Source organism: Rhodococcus sp. BP-332, assembly GCF_019836065.1.
GTDB lineage: Bacteria > Actinomycetota > Actinomycetes > Mycobacteriales > Mycobacteriaceae > Rhodococcoides.
This window is the reverse complement of record NZ_JABUEC010000002.1, coordinates 828,447-847,978: the sequence shown is the minus strand read 5'-3', so window position 1 is coordinate 847,978 and position 19,532 is coordinate 828,447. Positions and strand designations below refer to the sequence as shown.

Below are 19,532 nucleotides of genomic sequence, written 5' to 3'. Positions count from 1 at the left end.
GGCATTACGCTGGTCCGCGCAGGGTCACGTTGTCGACGAGAGAATTCGGGGTAACCGAGGCTCATGTCCACGGAACAGCACAGCATCGACGAGCCCGTCGCGCCGCCACCCCTCGACGAGGGCGCCCTCCTCGGCGCACTCGCCGCCTGGCTGCCGGAACAGCGGTGGTTCTCCGCCAAGGGTCACACCGTCACCGGAGTGCATCTGCTCACGCGGGAGACGCTGGCCACCACGTCCGAGCTCGTGGTCGAGCACGTGCTCGTGCGGGTGGACCTCGAGGGCGCCGAGCCCCAGATCTTCCAGGTGCCCCTCGGTGTCCGAGCCTCGGTGGACGAGGACCTCGACCCGTGGGTCGTCACTCGGGACGGCGGCGCGGTGGTGTTCGACGCCCTGCGTGATCCCGATGCCATCTCGGTCTACTCCGACCTCCTGGCCACCGGCGGGACCGGCGAGGTGCGCTTCCTGGCGATGCCGGGCAGCGACCTGCAGACCGGCCTGCGCGGAAAGGTGCTGGGCGCCGAACAGTCGAACACGTCGGTCATCCTGGGCGACCACCATCTGCTGAAGATCTTCCGGCGGGTCACGATCGGCATCAATCCCGACGTGGAGCTGCACCGGGCGTTGGGCCAGGCGGGGTGCGAGAACGTCGCGCCGCTGCGCGGATGGATGGAAGCGGACATCGACCACACCGAGACGACCCTCGCCATGGCGCAGGACTTCGTGGCGGGATCCACCGAGGGGTGGACCACCGCGCAGGCCAGCGTGCGAGACGTCCTGGCCAGCGGTGACGTGACGACGTCCGACTTCACGAGCGAGGCCCGCGAGCTGGGCCGCGCCGTCGCCTCCGTGCACGCCGATCTCGCGTCGGTGCTGGGCACGTCCCTGGCGCCGGCGGCCGGTACGGCGGCCGACATCTCCGCTCGCGTGGAGACGGCACTGCCGGTGATCGCCGACCTGGAGCAGTACCTCCCGCGCATCCGGGCCCTGATCGACCAGGCAGCGGGCACGGGCGGCATCGACACCCAGCGCATCCACGGTGACCTGCATCTGGGGCAGGTGCTCCGCACGTCGGAGCGGTGGGTCCTCATCGACTTCGAGGGCGAACCGTCGAAGACGTTCGAGGAGCGGCGCACTCCGGACAGCACGCTGCGCGACGTGGCAGGGATGATCCGCTCTTTCGACTACGCCGCCATGAGCCACGTCGTCGAGATCGAGGATTCGCAGGAACGGGCGCGACTCGAGCCCGTGGCGCGGGAGTGGGTGGAGCGCAACGTGTCCGCATTCTGCGACGGCTACACCGAGGTGGCGGGACACGACCCGCGCATCTCGTGGGCGCTGCTGCGAGCGTACGAGCTGGACAAGGCCGTGTACGAGGCCGTCTACGAGGCGCGCAACCGCCCGACCTGGCTCTCGATCCCCCTGCACGCCATCGAGCGGCTCGTCGCGGAGTGACCTCGCGGACGGTCGCCGTGCTGAGGGCGGCCGGATGCGTGTTCGCCGAGGATGAGGCAGCTCTGCTGATCGGTGAGGCTCCGGACGAGAGCACGCTGGCCGACTGGATCGCGCGCCGTGTCGCCGGGGAGCCGCTCGAGTACATCGTGGGGTGGGCGCAGTTCCATGGGGGCCGCGTGCTCGTCGAGCCCGGCGTCTTCGTGCCGCGCCGACGGACCGAGGCCATGGTGGACGCGGCGCTCGGCCGACTCGGCGGCGGCGTGCTGCTCGATCTGTGCTGCGGCTCGGGTGCCGTGGCCGCCGCGGTGGTGCGCTCGGCGCCGGGGTCCACGGTGTACGCCTCCGACATCGACCCGGTGGCGGTGGCGTGCGCTCGTCGAAATCTGCCGGGCTGCACGGTCTTCGAGAGCGACACCTTCGCCGCGATACCGACGCACCTGCGCCACGGGATCGCCGTCGTCACCGCCAACACGCCGTACGTTCCCTCGTCGGCCATCGAGACCATGCCGCCCGAGGCGCGGGATCACGAACCCCGCGTCACCCTCGACGGTGGACCGGACGGACTGGACGTCCAGCGCCGCGTGGCCGCACAGGCACGCGACTGGCTGGCACCCGGCGGATCACTGATCGTGGAGGCGTCCGCGGCCCAGGCCGACACGGTGCGACAGATCTTCGCTGCCGCCGGTCTGGAGCCGACGGTGGTACACGACGAGGACCGGGACGCCACCATGGTGATCGGGCGAGGGACGCTAGATCAGGGCTGACCGAACCGCCCGGACTGGAAGTCCTCGAACGCCTGGAGCACCTCGGCCTTGGTGTTCATGACGAACGGCCCGGCCATCGCGACGGGCTCGCGGATCGGCTCGCCTCCGAGAACGAACATCTCCATCGACTCGGTGCCCTCGGCGGCGGCGAAGGTCAAGGTGTCGCCCGAGCCGTAGACCGTGGTCTGACCTGTGCGTACGGGCCGCCGCTCGGTGCCGACGGTGCCGGATCCGCCCAGCACGTAGGCGATGGCGTTGTAGCGCGCGTTCCAGGGCAGGGTCACCGAGGCACCCGGGGCGACGGTGACATGGGACAGCGTGATCGGCGTGTAGGTCGATCCCGGTCCCTCGTGGCCGTCCATCTCGCCGGCGATGACGCGCACCAGCGCGCCGCCGTCCTGGCTCGAGAGGAGAGCGACCTCGCGGCCGGTGATGTCCTGGTACCGCGGCGCCGCCATCTTGTTGTTGCGCGGGAGGTTGACCCACAGCTGCACGCCGTGGAACAGCCCGCCCGAGACGACGAGGTGCTCCGGCGGGGCCTCGATGTGCAGGATGCCGCTGCCCGCGGTCATCCACTGGGTGTCGCCGCCGGTGATGGAACCGCCACCGCCGTGCGAGTCCTGGTGGTCCATGATCCCGTCGATCATGTAGGTGACCGTCTCGAAGCCGCGGTGCGGGTGCCACGGTGTGCCCTTGGGCTCGCCCGGCGCGTAGTTCACCTCGCCCATCTGGTCCATGTGGATGAAGGGGTCGAGGTACTTCATGTCGACACCCGCGAAGGCACGTCGGACCGGGAACCCCTCGCCCTCGTAGCCGGTGGGGGCGGTGGTGACGGCGCGGACCGGCCGGTTCACCGAGCCGGGCTGCGGCGTGGAGATGCGGGGGAGCGCGAGAACGTTGTCGACGGTCACTGCGGGCATGTCGGCCTCCTGGGATAAAGTTGACGAATCAACTACTTGCCCGGCTCAACCGCGAGGGGCCCGTCCTTGTTCCCCGGCCGGATCCACGTGCAGATCGAACCAGTCGAGGGTGCGCGACCACGCGTCGTACGCGGCCCGTTCGTTGTAGACGGCGGGTCGATCGTTGCAGTGGAAGCCGTGCTCGGCGTCGGGATAGCGGGCGATGCGAGTGTCCACCTGCGCGTCGGTGACGGCGGCGTTCAGCGAATCGACGTCGTCGACCGGGATCCCGGTGTCGAGGTCGCCGAAGAACCCGTGCCACGGCGTTCGCAGTGCCGTGGCGCCGTCGAGCAGCGGCGGGTAGCCGAAGCGACCCTCGCGGATGCCGCCGCCGTAGAACGTGGCCGCGGCACCGAGTGGGCGCCGCACCGCCGTCTCGAAGGCGACGGTGCCGCCCATGCAGAACCCGACGATCGCGCACCCGCTCGGTCCGTAGCCGTATGCGGCCAACTCGTCGAACGCGGCATCGACGTCCTGGTCGATCTCCTCGGCCTTCAGTGCGCCGATGAGGTCCATCGCGGTGCTCATGTCGTCGTACGACACCACCGGATCACCGGCCCGGTGGAAGAGATGCGGGGCCACGGCGATCCATCCTGCCGAGGCGAAGCGGCCGCAGACCTCCGCGATGTGGTCGGTCACGCCGAACGCCTCCTGGACGACGACGACACCGCCTCGTATCGGACCTTCCGGGACGCGTGTGGTGAAAGTGATGGCCATCCCACCATCAGATCACGAGAATCTCGGTGTTCCATGTGTGAACTGTGTGAAACGGGGAAACCGCGCCGAGGAACCAGCAGGAGGCCGCCATGACATCGACCCTGAACAACCCCGGAGCAGCGACGCCGCAGGAGCCGGCCGGGCCGCCGCCGACGTTCGAGGTCGGTGCGCGGGTACGCACCCGGCACTCGATCGACCGCGACTCGGATCCGACGACGTGGCCTCTCGAGACGGGATCGATCGTCGAGGACTTCGCCGACTTCGTGGACTCGTCGTCCGTGGGTCGGGACTGGGCCGTGGCGCACCGGTGGGCGGTGGCCCTGGACAACGGGTGCCTGGTGTTCCGCGACACCGACGACCTCGAGGCCGCCGGCGACCTGACCTCTGCCGCCGAGACGTCAGCGCGGAAGCAGTAGCATCAGCACGGTCACGCCGGCGATGACGATGGCCGCGCGGAACGGCGTCCGTCCGCTGCTCGTCGACGCGATCCATGCGGCGACGACCACGACGGCCAGAGCGGCTCCGCCCGCTGCGGTCGACACCCCGGTGCGCCCGAGAGCCCCGCTCCCCACGACCCCCACGATCGATGCGGTGACGAGCACCCCCGCGGCGAATGGAGCGACCACGCGAGCAGGGAGTCGGTGTGCCAGCCCGCGGACTCCCGTCGCCGTGTCGTCGGCGATGTCGGGCAGCACGTTGACCAGGTGGGCGCCGAAGCCGAGCAACGCCCCTACCGTGATCATCCACCACGGCGGCATCGCGTCGACCACGGTGAGCGAGACGACCACGGGCGCCGATCCGAACGCGACGGTGTACGGCAGCCACGACACGACGGTGGATTTCAGACCCAGGTTGTAGGCGAGGGCCGACCCGACTCCCAGCACGAGGTGCACCGCACCCGGAACGACGCCGCACAGCATGGAGAACACCACGCAGACCACCGCCGCGACTGCGACGCTCACCCGCACGGTGGCGGGGTCGAGGCGGCCGACGGCGAGCGGTTTGTCCGTGCGGCCGACCGCGGTGTCCCGCGGGGCGTCGATCAGATCGTTGGTCCAGCCCACGATCAGCTGCCCGCTCAGCACCGCCACGACCACGACGACGAGGAGCCCCGCCGAGGGTGGGCCGATGCTGACCGACAGCAGTGCGACGAACGTCGTGACCGCGGCGGCGGGGCCGGGGTGGGAGGCGACGAGGAGAGCGGAGAGTCGACTGCCCATGTACCGGAACAGTACTCAGCTGGCGCGAGCGTCCTCGCGTGCCGGGGCTCCCGCGTCCCGCTCCCGGCGGGCGTCCTCGAGCACGACGAGCCTGCCGAGTGCCGTGCGCGCGTGCATCTGCTGCTGCGTGACGGTCAGCTGGGTGCGCGCTCGGCCGAGGAACGTCCACGTCCAGTTGAAGACGGTGGTGAGTCGGCTCTTGAATCCGACGATGTAGACGAGGTGCACCGCGAGCCACATCAGCCATGCCAGGAAGCCGGTGATCTTGACGGGTCCCACCTGCGCCACGGCCGAGAATCGCGTCACGGTCGCCATGCTGCCCTTGTCCCGGTAGCGGAACGGGGTGCGCTCGGGGCGCGGTGTGTCGGTGGCAGCGGCGCGGACGTCGGCAGTGATGCACCGCGCGGCGTAGCGGCCGCCCTGGATCGCCACCTGGGCGACGCCGGGGAGCTTGTCGCGCGCCATCATGTCGCCGACCACGAAGACCTCGGGGTGGCCCGGCAGTGTCAGATCGGCCTCGACGAGCACGCGGCCCGCGCGGTCCACCTCGGCCCCGGACTTCGCCGCCAGCTGTGCCGCGAGCGGGCTCGCGGAGACACCGGCCGACCAGACCTTGCAGGAGGACTCGATGCGGCGCTCGGTGCCGTCGCTGTCGCGGACCGATAATCCGTCGGCGTCGACGTCGGTGACCGCGGCGCCCAGCTCGACCTCGACGCCGACCTTCTCGAGACGTCGTCGAGCATTCTCGCCCAGCGAGTCGGCGAAGGGCGGCAACACCTTCGGGGCCGCGTCGAGCAGAATCACGCGGGCGTCGCGGCTGTCGATCGTGCGGAACGTTCCGGCGAGGGTGCGGCGCGAGAGCTCGGCGATCTGGCCCGCCATCTCGACACCCGTGGGGCCGGCGCCGACGACGACGAACGTGAGCAGCCGTGCGCGCTCGACGGGGTCGGTGGTGAGTTCGGCGGCGTCGAACGCGTTCATGATGCGCCCGCGCAGCTCGAGGGCGTCGTCGAGCGTCTTCATGCCGGGGGCGAACTCGGCGAAGTGATCGTTGCCGAAGTAGGACTGGCCGGCGCCCGCGGCGACGACGAGGCTGTCGTACGGAGTGACGGTGACGCGGCCACGGCTGACCGAGACGACGGTGCGCGCCTCGAGGTCCACCTCCGTGACGTCGCCGAGCACGACGGCGGCATTCGCCTGGTTCTTGAGGATGAGACGGGTGGAGGGCGCGATCTCGCCCTCGGAGAGGATCCCGGTGGCCACCTGGTAGAGCAACGGCTGGAAGAGGTGGTGCGCGGTGCGCGCCACGATCGTCACGTCGACGTCGCTGCGGCGCAGGGCCTTGGTCGCGAACAGGCCGCCGAATCCGGAGCCGACGACGACGACGCGGTGCGGGGCTGTGGTGGTGGTCACGGTGCCCGTTCCTCTCACTTCACGTGGCCGACCTGCGGGTCCGCCTCCGACGGGGTTTCCGTCTGTGACCCAGACCATACACGGCGCGCTCGATTTGTCAGAACAAATAGGTGGAACAGGGCGAACGCCTACGATTCGAGCATGGATCGCCCCGTGGTCGCCCTCGAGAACGCCGACGCCGTGTACGAGTACTACCGGGAGCATCAGCAGAATCGACGCGTCACGCGGCTCGCCTACGGGGCTCTCGCCGGACGGTTCCGACCCCGCGTCCGGTACGGCGACGGTGCTCGCGAACGCCTCCGCGCCCTCATCTACGACGACACGCGGTTCATCCTGGCCGTGAACCACGTCAGCGAGACCGACCCGTACACGGTCGCCGCCGCCGCGTGGTCCAGCGCGCTGCGACCCGTCATCGGCCGCACCCGCGTCCTGGCCAAGGACGAGCTGTTCGTCGAGACCGAACCGAACCGCCCGCGGACCCGCCGCATCGCCGAGCGGACGTCGCAACGACGTCGCATCGAGATGATGGGCGGCATCCCGGTGTTCCGCAGCCGCGACCACGGTCTGCGCGCCGTGTCTCGGGCCGGCAATCTCATGATGGACGTGTGTGCCGAAAGGCTCTCTCGTGGTGACGATCTCGCGATCTTCCCGGAGGGCACGTGCAACGACGGTGATCCGACGGTGCTCCAGCACGTCGGGAGCGGGATCGGGCACATCGTCGCGCGCGCACGGACTCGCGGCGTCGAACCGAGGCTCGTGGTGATGGGGCTGCACTACGGACCGCCGCCCGGCAGGTACCGCTCGGCGAGCGTGCACATCGACGTGCCGGACATCGTGCTCCCCGACAAGCCGGTCTCCATCGCGCGCACCGTCGCCGAGTACCTTCAGGTGGCCGTGGAGTTGTCGGTCCGCCAGTACTGACTGGTGGTTTTGTCCGGTCGGACCGAAATGTCATGTGCTGCATCGTTGTTCACATTCGGTTCGGCTCCTGCTCGCCTGCCGTGCGCCTGACGTCGAGGTGACGGGAGCAGCGTCGTCTCCATGGTGGAGAACGCACTGAATCCGGCCGGGGAGATCGTCGACACAGGAGTCCCCGCCCACATCGCGGCGAACGCTTCCATCGCCGAGCAGCACGACTGGCACCTGAGCAATCTCCGTCGCCATCGGGTGTCCCGTCGCAACTTTCTCGTGGGTGCTGCCGCCGTCGCCGCGGCGGCCGGGGTGGGAAACCCCGGTTGGAATCGCGTCGCCTACGCGCAGGACGCGCCGCTGACCGTCGGAGGACGGCATCTCTCCTTCGGCTCCGACGCCGCGACGCAGCTCCGGTTCTCGGCGCAGCTCTCCCGCAATCCCGGACTCACCGGGGTGTTTCTCGACCACGGTCCGACCCCGGCACTGGGCGCCACGACGTCGGCCGAGGTGCGCAACCTGGTGAGCCAGGTACCGCGGTCCGACGGCGGCATCCTGGCGGCCGAGCAGTTCTACCTGCACGTTCCGGTGGACGGGCTCACTCCGCGTCTTCCGCACTACTACCGGTGGCGCACCGCCGACGGCTACGTCAGCGATGTCCGCAGTGCCGCAACGGCTCTGCCGCCGGGCCGGCTCGTGCCGTTCCGGTTCACGATGATGGGAGATCAAGGCGTCGACGAGACGCCGACCCAGCCTCCCGGCCTGAAGCCCGGTGACTACGACGATCTGTACTACAAGCCCGACAACGAGCCGTCGGCCAAGCACGCGGCCAACATCGTGCGCCAGATCGCCGACTCGCGGCCCGACTTCCACATCCTCGCGGGCGACATCGCGTACGCGGACCCGTCGGGACAGGGCCGCACTCCTCGCTTCGTACCCAGTGGCGGCACCGTCGACAAGGCCTTCGACAAGTTCAACCCGTACGTCTGGGACGGCTACCTCGCGGCGATCGAGCAGAGCGCGGCGTCGACGCCCTGGCTCTTCGCGACCGGAAATCACGACATGGAGGCGCTGTACGGGCCGAACGGATACGGCGGCCACGCAGCACGATTGGACCAGCCGGACAACGGCCCCGCCGGGTGCCCGTCGGTCTACTCGTTCGTCCACGGCAACGTCGCCGTGCTCTCGCTCGACGCCAACGACGTCTCGAACGAGATCCGCGCGAACACGGGCTACAGCGGCGGACGTCAGACGGGATGGGTGGAGTCGACCCTGGCGCGCTACCGGGCCGATCCGGCCGTCGACTTCATCGTCTGCTTCTTCCACCACTGCGCGTACTCGACGACGAAGGACCACGCGAGCGACGGCGGCGTCCGCAGTGCGTGGGCGGGGCTCTTCGACCGGTACCACGTCGATGTGGTGCTGCAGGCGCACAACCACGTGTTCGAGCGGTCCGATCCGATCCGCGGCGGCTCGCCGACCCGCGTCGCCGGTGACCGGTCGGAGGTCACCTCGGTCTCGGACGGCACCGTTTACTACACGGTGGGCGGCGGTGGGCGCCCGCGTTACGGGTTCCAGGACGGCGAACCCGAGAGCTACCGCGGCAACGAGGTGGCCGACACGTCGGTGCCGAACAGCTACGTCGTCGCCGCGGACGGTTCGAAGGTGCCCGAGTCGCTCACCTGGTCACGGGTGCGATTCCGCAACTACTCGTTCGTCCGCGCGGACGTGACGCCCGGGATCCCCGGCATCACACCGAGTCGGATGCGCATCGCCGCGGTCGACGAGTACGGGCGGGAGTTCGACGAGGTCACCTTCCGTCGCGAGCTGCCGCTCGCGTTCGGCAGCTAGCTGCCGGCCATGTGACCGTCGGCAGCTAGCTGCCGGCGATGTTCACCATCCAGCCGATCCCGAACCGGTCGGTGAGCATCCCGAAGGTGTCGCCCCACGGGGCCGTCTCGAGCGGGACGCCGAGGGTGCCGCCCGCGGCGAGCGCGTCCCAGTAGCCGCGCAGTTCTGGCTCGTCGTCGCCGCTCAGGGACACCGTGCCGTTGGTGCTCACCTCCATCGACGACGGAGTGTCGGCGCCCATCAGCGTGAAGCCGCCCGGGGTGTCGAGCTGACCGTGCATGACGTTGCCCGACTCGGACTCCTCGACAGGCATGCCCGAGTCACCGAACGTCGACAGCGTGAGTTCTCCGCCGAACACGGTGCGATAGAACTCCATCGCCTCCCGCGCCGTGTCCCGGAACGACAGGTACGGATTCAGTCGGGTCGTCATGGTGAGCCTCTTTCTCGAGCAGGGGTGGTCCGCCGACTCCTGTGACTTGATAGAAAGAGTGGGAGCCGCGGGGTTTCGGGGCCGAGATGAGAAAGAGGGTAGTCGTGAGCGAGCAGGTCAGGACAGCAATCGTCACGGGAAGTGCGCGAGGAATCGGTGCCGCCGTCGCCCGACGTCTCGCCGCGGACGGCTTCGGTGTCGCCGTCGTCGATCTCGACGAGGCGGCGTGTGCCGGCACGGTCGACGCGATCACCGCAGCCGGTGGTCAGGCCATCGCCGTCGGCGCGAACGTCGCGGACGAGCAGTCGGTCGTCTCTGCGGTCGAGCGCATCGCCACCGACTTCGGGGCGCCCACGGTGCTGGTGAACAACGCCGGCATCCTGCGCGACAATCTTCTCTTCAAGATGTCGGTCGACGACTGGGACGCCGTGCTCGGCGTGCATCTGCGCGGATCGTTCCTCATGTCCCGCGAGGTGCAGAAGCATCAGGTCGAGGCCAAGTGGGGACGCATCGTCAACCTGTCGTCCACCTCGGCGCTGGGCAACCGCGGTCAGGCCAACTACGCGGCCGCCAAGGCCGGCATGCAGGGCTTCACCAAGACCCTCGCCATCGAGCTGGGCCGCTACAACGTCACCGTCAACGCGATCGCACCCGGCTTCATCGAGACGGAGATGACGGCGGCGACGGCCGAGCGCGTCGGCGTGCCGTTCGAGGACTTCAAGAAGGGTGCCGCGTCGCAGATCCCGGTCAACCGCATCGGTCAGCCCGAGGACATCGCCCACACGGCATCCTTCTTCTGCAGTGAGGGTGCAGGATTCGTGTCCGGTCAGGTCGTGTACGTCGCGGGCGGGCCCAAAGACTGACGTGAAGTTGCTGCTGCTCGCCGACACCCACGTCCCCACCCGCGCGCGGGATCTGCCCGCCGCGGTGTGGGACGCGGTGGACGCGGCCGACCTGGTGGTGCACGCGGGTGACTGGATGGCGCCGTCGTTGCTGGACGCGCTCGAGGAGCGGTCGACCGATCTGCTCGCCTGCTGGGGCAACAACGACGGTGACGATCTCCGTGCGCGGTTGCCGGAGGTCGCACGGCGGACGGTCGAGGGTGTGCGCATGGTCGTCACGCACGAGACCGGTGCGAAAACGGGACGGGAGAGGCGAATGGACGCGGCGTTTCCCGACACCGATCTCCTGGTGTTCGGGCACAGCCACATTCCGTGGGACACGCTGTCCTCCAACGGGATGCGCCTGCTCAACCCGGGTTCGCCGACCGACCGTCGGCGGCAACCGCACTGCACCTACATGACGCTGACCCTGAGCGGCGGTGCCGTCTCGGACGTCGTGGTGCACGAGCTGTGACGCGCATCGACGCCTGGACGTGGTCGGTGCGGCTGTTCAAGACGCGCTCTGCCGCCGCGTCGGCGTGCCGCGGCGGACACGTGAAGATCAACGGCAGCGCCGCCAAGCCGGCGCAGCACGTGGTACCCGGTGACGAGGTACGCATCCGCGCAGGGGGATTCGAGAAGATCGTCGAGGTCACCCAGCTCGTGAACAAGCGAGTGGGAGCCCCGGCCGCGGTGGCGTGCTACATCGACCGGAGCCCACCCCCACCGCCGCGTGAACTGTTCGCCGCGGTGCCCGTTCGCGATCGCGGAGCCGGGAGGCCGACGAAGCGGGACCGGCGCGAGATCGACCGGTTGCGGGCGGCACCGCCGAGCGAGTGACGCGCGGCGGTCCCGCCACCGGCGTCAGCGCAGCAGTGCGCGCGACATGACGACGCGCTGAATCTGGTTGGTGCCTTCGTAGATCTGCGTGATCTTGGCGTCACGCATCATGCGCTCGACCGGGAAGTCGCGCGTGTAGCCGGCGCCACCGAAGAGCTGCACCGCATCGGTGGTCACCTTCATGGCGACGTCCGAGGCGAAGCACTTGGAGGCGGCGGAGATGAAGCCGAGGTTCTTCTCGCCGCGCTCGGCGCGAGCGGCTGCCGAGTACACCATGAGGCGGGCCGCCTCGATCTCCATCGCCATGTCGGCGAGCATGAACTCGACGCCCTGGAACGTGCTGATGGCCTTGCCGAACTGCTTGCGGTCCTTGGTGTACGCGATGGCCGCGTCGAGAGCGCCCTGCGCGATGCCGACGGCCTGCGCGCCGATGGTGGGACGGGTGTGGTCGAGCGTCGCGAGTGCCGTCTTGAAGCCGGTTCCGGGCTCACCGATGATGCGGTCTCCGGGGATGCGGCAGTTCTCGAAGTACAGCTCGCGGGTGGGGCTGCCCTTGATGCCGAGCTTGCGCTCCTTCTCGCCGACCGAGAAGCCCTCGTCGTCCTTGTGCACCATGAACGCCGAGATGCCGTTGGCCTTCTTCTCGGGATCGGTGACGGCCATGACGGTGTACCAGGTCGACTTGCCGGCGTTGGTGATCCAGGCCTTCGAGCCGTTCAGGATCCAGTCGTCGCCGTCCGCCTTGGCGCGGGTCTTCATGCCGGCGGCGTCGGAGCCCGCCTCACGCTCGGACAGTCCGTAGGAGGCCATCTCGCCCTCGGCGATGGAGGGCAGCACCTTCTGCTTGAGCTCCTCGTTGCCGCTGAGGATGAGGCCCATGGTGCCGAGCTTGTTCACGGCGGGGATCAGGGAGGAGGAACCGCACACGCGGGCGACCTCCTCGATCACCATGCAGGCCGCGACGGAGTCGGCGCCCTGGCCGCCGTACTCCTCGGGAATGTGCACCGCGTTGAAGCCGGAGGCGTTGAGGGCCTTCAGTGCCTCCTCGGGGAAGCGCTCCTGCTCGTCGACCTCGGTGGCGTACGGCGCGATCTCCTTCTCGGAGAGTGCGCGGATGGCCTCGCGGAGCTCGTTGTGCTCGTCGGCGAGCTGGAAGAGGTCGAAGCTGGGGTTGCCGGCCATGGGATGTCCGTTCGTCGTGGTGAGAGGGTCGTGGCACTCGGTGTCACGGAATGAGGCCAGCGTACCGGACCGACCGGCCGGTGACCATGGCTGCGTGGCACTTGGTGTCACTGGTCACGTGTGGGTGCTCCGGGCCCGTACCGTCCGTCCCTTATTCTGGTGGTCGTGCACCACCAGGCGACGACCCGTGCGCCGGGTGCCCGGGCAGTCGGCGCGCGCAGGCCGGGCCACCGCGTCGATCTCGACGGTCTCCGCGGGCTGGCGATCGCCCTCGTGGTCGTCTTCCACATCTGGTTCGGCAGGGTCTCGGGCGGTGTCGACGTCTTCCTCGTCCTGTCCGGCTTCTTCTTCACGTCGATGGTGCTGCGCCGCGTCGAGCGAGCCGACGGTCCGATCCTGCGGCCCCTCGTCGTCCGCACCGCCCGACGCCTGTACCCCGCGGCGGTGGTGGTGTTCGGCGCGGTGGCGCTCTGGACCGCGTGGGACCGACCTTCACGATGTGGGACGCGACGACGCGGCAGCTCCTCGCGTCGCTGGCGTACGTCCAGAACTGGGAGCTCGCGCGGACCGCGTCCGACTACGCGGCGGCCGATCTGTCGGTCAGTCCGCTCCAGCACCTGTGGTCGATGTCCGTGCAGGTGCAGTTCTACGTCGGTGTCACGGCCGTGGTGTTCCTCGTCACCGCGGCGTGCCGTCGGTGTGGTCGTCGGGACCTGACCACACCGGTGCTGGTGTCGGTGCTCGCGGTCGCCGCCGCGGTGTCGTTCACCTATGCGGCCGACATCGGCCGCACCCACCAGGGGTGGGCCTACTACGACACCGGGGCGCGGACGTGGGAACTCGCTGTCGGCGCGATCGCCGGGCTGGTGATCGGTCGAGTGGTGCTGCCGGCCGCGCTACGGGCCGCGGCTGCCGTCGTCGGACTTGCCGCACTGGTGGGCTGTGGGTTCCTCGTCGACGGTGCGGCGCAGTTCCCCGGTCCTGCCGCGCTGGTGCCGGTCGGGGCCGCGATGCTGCTGGTGCTTGCGGTGCGGGTGCTCCCGAGTCACGAGCACCGGCCGTGACCCGTGCTCTCGAGTCCCGCCCACTGCAGTTCCTCGGCTCCATCGCCTACCCGCTGTACCTGTGGCACTGGCCGATCCTCATCGCGGTGCTCGGAACCGGGCACTCGGTGACCGTGGTGACGGGATCCGCCGTGGTGGTCGTCTCGATCGCCCTGGCCGTCGCCACACGCTCGTGGGTGGAGGAGCCGGTGCACCGTCGGGGCGCGGGCCGCGGCGTCCTCACCGCCCTGGTGACCCGTCGGAGCGATCGGCCTCGCCGCGGCGAGCGCTACCTGGCAGGGCTACCTCGATCGAGCGACGGCCCAGCCGACCGCCGACGTGAGCTCCGACGATCGCTACCCGGGGGCGCTCGCACTCGTCGACGGTGTTCCCGTGCCGGACGCTCCGATGCGACCCACCGTGCTCGATGCGGACCTGGACCTGCCGCAGTCGACGCTGGACGGCTGCATCGCGGACATGACGCAGCGCGATGTGATCTCGTGCGTGTACGGCGATCCCGACGCGACGCGCACCCTTGCCCTGGCCGGGGGATCGCATGCCGAGCACTGGCTCCCCGCACTCGACCGGATCGGCCGGGATCGCGGGTTCGCCGTGGTGACCTACCTCAAGATGGGGTGCCCGCTCGACATCGGCGAGCCGCTCCTGGTGGATCTGCCCTACCCGGACTGCCGGGACTGGTCCTCGGACGTGCTCGACATCCTCGCGTCGGACCGCCCCGACTGGGTGTTCACCACCTCGACGCGGCCGAGCCCCACGGAGTTCGGCGACGTCACACCCGACGCGTACCTCGACGTCTGGGCACGCTTCTCCGCGCTCGCTCTTCCCGTCGTGGCCGTGCGGGACACTCCGTGGCTCAGCCGGGAGGGCGTCCCGTATCGCGCCGCGGACTGCCTTGCCGACGGCGGCGACAGCGAGTCGTGCGGACTGCCGCGCAGCGAGGTCCTGTCCGAGATCGATCCGGCCCGCGCCGCGTCGCTGCCGTTCCCCTCGGTGGTTCCCGTCGACTTCTCCGATGCGGTCTGCGGTCCCGACGTGTGTCGCGTCGTCGAAGGAAACGTGCTGGTCTACCACGATTCCCACCACCTGTCGGCGACGTACGTCCGGTCGCTCGTGCCGGTGGTCGACAGCACGCTCGGCGAGGTCACGGGGTGGTGGTGAGACCGTCCCCGAAGTGCTGTGTGAGCAGGGTCGTGACGTCGGCGACCGACGTCCCCGGCGGCAACACGAGTGCGGTGGGCCGGTCTCCCGCGGTGTCGGTGACGAACCGCCGCTTCACCGCCCCGAGGGCGCGCCGGACGTCCTCGACCTCCACTCGGGCCCCGTCGCGAAGCCACGTACGCAGCAGGTAGTTGTGCGTCGCCGTGACCGCGGCGGCGAACTGCACCAGGGAGAGCGGCTCCTGCGTCGGGGCGCCGCGGCGCAGGGTGTCGACGAAGACGCGCTCGTACCGCAGCACCATCACCAGTTCGCGCTCGCGCAGGGCGGGCACCGTCTGCAGGACGCGGTAGCGGCGACGGGTGGTGTCCGGCGTGCCGGAGAACCGGGCGAACACGCGCGCGGCGGCCTCGCACACGGCGTCGTACGGGTCGAGGTCGGTCGTTCCCAGGAAGTCCTGCACATGGGCGAGGGTGGCGTCGTGGTCGAGGAAGACCACATCCTCCTTGGACCGGAACTGCCGGAAGAACGTGCGGCGCGACAGCCCCGCGCTCTCCGCGATCTGGTCGACCGTGGTGGCCTCGTACCCCTTGCTCTCGAAGAGCTCCAGCGCCGCACCCATGACCTCGAGGCGAAACCGGGCGTCCTCGGTTTCTCGCGGTTCGTCGTGGGCGGCCATGGCTTCACGGTAGCGTGAACTGCTCGGACCGGTGAGCTGCCGGAACGCACGTGACGGTGAAGGGACGAGGTCGTGGCGTTGGTGATGGGTGTCGATTCGTCCACCCAGTCGTGCAAAATCGTTGTTCGGGACGCGGATTCCGGTGAGCTGGTCCGCCACGGTCGGGCCGGCCATCCCGACGGCACCGAGATCGACCCGGCCCGGTGGCACGAGGCTCTCGAGACCGCTCTCGCGGACGCCGGTGGAATGGACGGCGTCGACGCGGTCTCCGTCGGAGCGCAGCAGCACGGCATGGTGTGTCTCGACGAGGCGGGCGAGACCGTCCGACCGGCGTTGCTGTGGAACGACACTCGCTCCGCCGAGTCGGCGCTCGACCTGGTGACCGAGCTGGGTGGAGGCCAGGAGTGGGCCGACGCCGTGGGCGTGGTGCCGGTCGCGTCCATCACCGCGGCAAAGCTGCGGTGGCTCGCGGATCACGAGCCGGAGAACGCCGATCGCACTGCGGCAGTCTGTCTTCCGCACGACTGGCTGTCCTGGCGCCTCGGCGGTGCTCGCGGACTCGACGCCCTGGCCACGGATCGGGGTGACGCCAGCGGCACGGGATACTTCTCGGCGGCCACGAACGAGTACCGCGTCGATCTGCTCGGTCTCGCGCTACGCGGGCGCACCCCGCACGTGCCCACCGTGGCGGCGCCCTCGACACGGATCGGCACGACTTCCGAAGGCGCGGCCATCGGGCCCGGAACCGGTGACAATGCCGCTGCGGCACTGGCTCTGGGTGCCGGCGAGGGTGACCTGGTGGTCTCCATCGGCACGTCCGGCGTCGTCTCGGCCGTGTCCGCCGTGGCTCCTCGCGACCCGTCGGGACTGGTGGCCGGCTTCGCCGACGCCACCGGTCGTCAACTGCCTCTCGTCTGCACGCTGAACGCCGCGCGCGTGCTCGATGCGACCGCGCGCCTGCTCGGCGTCGACCACGACGAGCTGTCGCGGCTCGCGCTGTCCACGGAGAGCCAGGGCCTGGTCATGGTGCCGTACCTCGAGGGGGAGCGCACACCGAACAGGCCCGGCGCGACCGGCGCGATTCATGGCCTGCGCCTGAGTAATTCGACCCCGGCGCACCTCGCGCGCGCCGCGATCGAGGGTCTGCTGTGCAGTCTCGCCGACGGGATCGACCACCTGGTGGCGCAGGGTGCGACCGTGTCGCGAGTGCTGCTCGTCGGCGGGGGCGCGAAATCCGAGGCGGTGCGCGTCCTCGCGCCGGGAGTCTTCGGCATGCCCGTCGACGTCCCGCCGCCCGGTGAGTACGTGGCCGACGGGGCCGCGCGCCAGGCGGCCTGGGTGCTGTCCGGCGGGGCCGAACCGCCCACCTGGGCCGCGGCGGACATTCCCCGGTACGAGGCGGACCCGACCCCGGCGGTGCGCGAACGCTACGCCGAGGTGCGGGACCTGACCGAGGGGACGTAGTGGTTCGGTGTGGGCGTACGGGCGTCAGCGCACCGACGACTCCACGGTGGCGCGGGCTCCGCGGGTGTGCAGGGAGTCGAGAGCCGACGTGTAGGCGTCGACGAAGCGCGGATCGTCCACCAGATCGCCGAACAACTCGCGGTTCCGCACGAACGCGAGGGGGTCGTCGCGCTGCTGCCGAGCCAGCGGGGTCAGCGTGTCCTTCAGACGGTCGACGATCTCGATGGGCTCACCCTGCTCGTCGACACCCTCGGCGTAGCGCGCCCAGCTCGCGATCACCGTGGCGGACAGTGCGACCGGCCCTCCGGACCCGAGGTTCGTGCGCACCACCGGGACCAGCCACTTCGGGATCCGGTCCGACGACTCGGCGCAGAGCCGGGCCACGGTGTCCCGGATCTCCGGATTGGAGAAGCGCTCGATCAGCGTCTTCTTGTACTCGGCCAGGTCGATTCCGGGAACCGGTTGCAGCGTGGGAGTGGCTTCCTCGTCCATGTAGCGCAACAGGAACTCGGCGAACAGTGCGTCCTGCGTGACGTCGTGCACGAGCCGGTAGCCACTGAGGTATCCGACGTAGCAGAGGGCCTGATGGCTCGCGTTGAGCAGGCGCAGCTTCATCAGCTCGTACGGTGTGACGTCGTCGACGACCTGCACGCCCACGTCCTCGAACGGCGGCCGGCCGAGGGTGAAGTGATCCTCCAGCGCCCACTGGGTGAACGGCTCCGCGGCCACGGGCCACCGGTCCTCGAGGTCGTACCGTGAGGCGAGCTGGTCGACGACGTCGGGTGTGGTGACGGGCGTGATGCGGTCGACCATGGAGTTGGGGAACTGCGCGGTGTCCGTGATCCACTGTGCCAGTGCGGGATCCTTCAGGCGGGCGAACGCGGTGAAGGTCGATCGGGCGATGTGTCCGTTGCCCTCGATGTTGTCGCACGACATGATGGTGAACGGCGCGAGCCCGCGATCCTTCCGGCGGGACAACGCCTCGCACACCAGTCCGAAGGTCGTGCCCGGTACCGCATCGGGGGCCAGATCCGCTCGCACAGCCGGGTTCTCGGCGTCGAACTCGCCCGTGGTGGCCGAGAAGTTGTAGCCGCCCTCGGTAACGGTGAGAGAGACGATGCGGGTGTCGGCGTGGGCGAGCTTCTCGATCACCGCCTCGGGATCGTCCGGCGCGAAGAGGTACTCGGTGATGGATCCGATGACCGAGGTGTCCCACGAGCCGTCGGAGTGCCGCAGTGCCAGGGTGTAGAGACAGTCCTGGGCGTCCATGACGTCCTTCATATGGCGATCACCCGGCAGCACGCCCACGCCGCAGATGCCCCAGCTCGACGCGGACTCGAAGTCGGTGCGGAGCAGCCGGTCCACGTACATCGCCTGGTGCGCACGGTGGAAGCCGCCGACGCCGAAGTGGACGATCCCGGTGGTGATCGCCGAGCGGTCGTACCGTGGCACGTCCACGTCGTCGGGAAGCTGGGCGAGGGTGGCGGCGGACAGCTTCACGAGAGGGTCTCCTGACTGGGTGTCACGGTGACGACAGCCTTGATGCTGCCGTCGGTGCGGTCGTGATTCAGTGCGTCCTCGACATGATCCAGGTCGAACCGACCCGTCACCATGCTGTCGAGCTCGACTCGTCCGGTGCGGACGAGTTCCAGTGCGGTGGGCCAGGTGTCGGCATAGCGGAAGACGCCGGTGACCCACAGTTCCCGGTTCTGGATCACCGACACGGGTATCGGGTACGCGTCTCCGCCCATGCCCACGAGCACCACTCTGCCCGCAGGGCGCACGGCGCGCATCCCGTCCTGCACTGCGCGGGGTGCGCCCGACGCGTCGACGAACGCGTCGACGTCGAGGTCGTGCACCGACCCGTCCGCCGGGTCGATCACGCGGGTCGCCCCGTACCGGGTGGCGTTGGCGCGGCGGTCGGCCGAGATGTCCGACACGACGATCTCCGTGGCGCCGAAGGCGCGTGCGACCTGCGCCGTGAGCACTCCGACCGGCCCGGCGCCCGCGATCAACACTCGCGAGCCGCCGGTGATCCCGGCCTTGCGTGCGGTCGCGATGGCCACCGACAGGGGCTCGAAGAGGGCCGCGGCGTCGTCGGACACGGCGTCGGGTACGTCGTGCGCGAACGTGGATCCGATGGTCACGTACTCACAGAGGGCACCGTCCACGGGAGGGGTCGCATAGAACTCCATGTGGGGGCACAGGTTGTAGTGGCCCGATCGGGTCTCGCGACTGTCGGGATCGGGTCGTTGCGGCTCGATGGACACTCGCGATCCGACTCGCCGAGGGGAGACGTCGTCACCGACGGCGACGATCACACCCGACGCCTCGTGGCCCAGAACGAGCGGCGACTCGACGACGAAGTCGCCGATGCGACCCTCGCGGTAGTAGTGCGCATCCGATCCGCAAACCCCGACGGAAGCCACCCGGACGAGGACGTCACCTGCCTTCGGCGTCGGCACAGGTCGCGTCTGCGTCTCGATGTGTCCCGGTTCGGTGAGAACTGCGGCACGCATGGAATCGACTGTTGTGTGGATCACACCTGGATG

General features: G+C 69.6%; 18 protein-coding genes and 1 pseudogene. 10 read left to right on the top strand and 9 right to left on the bottom strand.

Features of this window, described 5'->3' with window-relative positions; all coding sequences use genetic code 11:
* Nucleotides 1-63: 63 nt before the first annotated feature.
* Nucleotides 64-1,452 (top strand): phosphotransferase, encoded by a 1,389-nt coding sequence (locus HQ314_RS09675; RefSeq protein ID WP_222637932.1) that lies wholly within the window; start codon nt 64-66, stop codon nt 1,450-1,452.
* Entirely contained in the window at nt 1,449-2,216 is a 768-nt protein-coding gene (locus tag HQ314_RS09670) for a putative protein N(5)-glutamine methyltransferase (RefSeq protein ID WP_222632243.1), read from the top strand. Before HQ314_RS09675 ends, HQ314_RS09670 begins: the two co-directional genes overlap by 4 nt.
* On the opposite strand, the gene HQ314_RS09665 is transcribed toward HQ314_RS09670, so the two are convergent.
* Nucleotides 2,207-3,136, bottom strand: a complete 930-nt coding sequence (locus tag HQ314_RS09665) for a pirin family protein (RefSeq protein ID WP_056441134.1) — start codon at nt 3,134-3,136, stop codon at nt 2,207-2,209. The genes HQ314_RS09670 and HQ314_RS09665 overlap by 10 nt on opposite strands.
* Before the next feature lie 45 nt (nt 3,137-3,181).
* On the bottom strand, nt 3,182-3,892 hold the full coding sequence (locus HQ314_RS09660; protein WP_222649909.1) for a dienelactone hydrolase family protein: 711 nt from the start codon (nt 3,890-3,892) through the stop codon (nt 3,182-3,184).
* 89 nt (nt 3,893-3,981) lie between these two features.
* Between HQ314_RS09660 and HQ314_RS09655 the strand changes: the two genes are divergently transcribed.
* Complete coding sequence (locus HQ314_RS09655; protein WP_051613433.1) at nt 3,982-4,308, top strand: hypothetical protein; 327 nt, start codon at nt 3,982-3,984, stop codon at nt 4,306-4,308.
* On the opposite strand, the gene HQ314_RS09650 is transcribed toward HQ314_RS09655, so the two are convergent.
* Both HQ314_RS09650 and HQ314_RS09645 read right to left on the bottom strand, forming a co-directional pair.
* Nucleotides 4,291-5,112 carry a UbiA family prenyltransferase gene (locus tag HQ314_RS09650; RefSeq protein WP_222649908.1) on the bottom strand — a complete coding sequence of 274 codons (822 nt, stop codon included), beginning with the start codon at nt 5,110-5,112 and terminating at the stop codon, nt 4,291-4,293. The two genes, HQ314_RS09655 and HQ314_RS09650, sit on opposite strands and share 18 nt — an antisense overlap.
* A 15-nt stretch (nt 5,113-5,127) precedes the next feature.
* Nucleotides 5,128-6,525, bottom strand: a complete 1,398-nt coding sequence (locus tag HQ314_RS09645) for an NAD(P)/FAD-dependent oxidoreductase (RefSeq protein WP_027506135.1) — start codon at nt 6,523-6,525, stop codon at nt 5,128-5,130.
* 141 nt (nt 6,526-6,666) lie between these two features.
* Between HQ314_RS09645 and HQ314_RS09640 the strand changes: the two genes are divergently transcribed.
* Both HQ314_RS09640 and HQ314_RS09635 read left to right on the top strand, forming a co-directional pair.
* Nucleotides 6,667-7,446, top strand: coding sequence for a 1-acyl-sn-glycerol-3-phosphate acyltransferase (locus HQ314_RS09640; protein WP_027506136.1), 780 nt, complete (start codon nt 6,667-6,669; stop codon nt 7,444-7,446).
* A 120-nt stretch (nt 7,447-7,566) separates the two neighbouring features.
* The gene (locus tag HQ314_RS09635) at nt 7,567-9,285 is read left to right on the top strand and encodes a metallophosphoesterase (RefSeq protein WP_222649907.1); all 1,719 of its coding nucleotides are present in this window, start codon (nt 7,567-7,569) and stop codon (nt 9,283-9,285) included.
* A 25-nt stretch (nt 9,286-9,310) separates the two neighbouring features.
* Here HQ314_RS09635 and HQ314_RS09630 read toward each other — a convergent pair whose 3' ends face one another.
* The gene (locus HQ314_RS09630) at nt 9,311-9,715 is read right to left on the bottom strand and encodes a VOC family protein (RefSeq protein ID WP_222649906.1); all 405 of its coding nucleotides are present in this window, start codon (nt 9,713-9,715) and stop codon (nt 9,311-9,313) included.
* A gap of 104 nt (nt 9,716-9,819) precedes the next feature.
* On the opposite strand from HQ314_RS09630, the gene HQ314_RS09625 reads away from it, so the two are divergent.
* The 3 genes from HQ314_RS09625 to HQ314_RS09615 are packed head-to-tail and all read left to right on the top strand — an operon-like array spanning nt 9,820 to nt 11,436.
* Nucleotides 9,820-10,578, top strand: coding sequence for an SDR family oxidoreductase (locus tag HQ314_RS09625; protein ID WP_027506139.1), 759 nt, complete (start codon nt 9,820-9,822; stop codon nt 10,576-10,578).
* Between the two features lies 1 nt (nt 10,579).
* Nucleotides 10,580-11,071, top strand: a complete 492-nt coding sequence (locus tag HQ314_RS09620) for a metallophosphoesterase family protein (protein WP_222649905.1) — start codon at nt 10,580-10,582, stop codon at nt 11,069-11,071.
* Nucleotides 11,068-11,436: an RNA-binding S4 domain-containing protein gene (locus tag HQ314_RS09615; protein ID WP_027506141.1), complete on the top strand. Its 369-nt coding sequence runs from the start codon at nt 11,068-11,070 to the stop codon at nt 11,434-11,436. Before HQ314_RS09620 ends, HQ314_RS09615 begins: the two co-directional genes overlap by 4 nt.
* A 24-nt stretch (nt 11,437-11,460) precedes the next feature.
* Here the strand turns inward: HQ314_RS09615 and HQ314_RS09610 are convergent, their stop codons facing one another.
* Nucleotides 11,461-12,618: an acyl-CoA dehydrogenase gene (locus HQ314_RS09610; protein WP_056441154.1), complete on the bottom strand. Its 1,158-nt coding sequence runs from the start codon at nt 12,616-12,618 to the stop codon at nt 11,461-11,463.
* Nucleotides 12,619-12,783: 165 nt separating this feature from the next.
* Between HQ314_RS09610 and HQ314_RS21860 the strand changes: the two are divergent.
* Nucleotides 12,784-14,840, top strand: a pseudogene (locus tag HQ314_RS21860) (acyltransferase family protein).
* On the opposite strand, the gene HQ314_RS09600 reads toward HQ314_RS21860, so the two are convergent.
* Nucleotides 14,824-15,516, bottom strand: a complete 693-nt coding sequence (locus HQ314_RS09600) for a TetR family transcriptional regulator (protein WP_222649904.1) — start codon at nt 15,514-15,516, stop codon at nt 14,824-14,826. The pseudogene HQ314_RS21860 and the gene HQ314_RS09600 sit on opposite strands and share 17 nt — an antisense overlap.
* A 72-nt stretch (nt 15,517-15,588) precedes the next feature.
* On the opposite strand from HQ314_RS09600, the gene HQ314_RS09595 reads away from it, so the two are divergent.
* Nucleotides 15,589-16,980 (top strand): xylulokinase, encoded by a 1,392-nt coding sequence (locus tag HQ314_RS09595; protein ID WP_222649903.1) that lies wholly within the window; start codon nt 15,589-15,591, stop codon nt 16,978-16,980.
* Between the two features lie 24 nt (nt 16,981-17,004).
* Here HQ314_RS09595 and HQ314_RS09590 read toward each other — a convergent pair whose 3' ends face one another.
* Nucleotides 17,005-18,480 (bottom strand): mannitol dehydrogenase family protein, encoded by a 1,476-nt coding sequence (locus tag HQ314_RS09590; protein WP_222649902.1) that lies wholly within the window; start codon nt 18,478-18,480, stop codon nt 17,005-17,007.
* Entirely contained in the window at nt 18,477-19,499 is a 1,023-nt protein-coding gene (locus tag HQ314_RS09585; protein WP_222649901.1) for an NAD(P)-dependent alcohol dehydrogenase, read from the bottom strand. Before HQ314_RS09585 ends, HQ314_RS09590 begins: the two co-directional genes overlap by 4 nt.
* Nucleotides 19,500-19,532 lie beyond the last annotated feature (33 nt).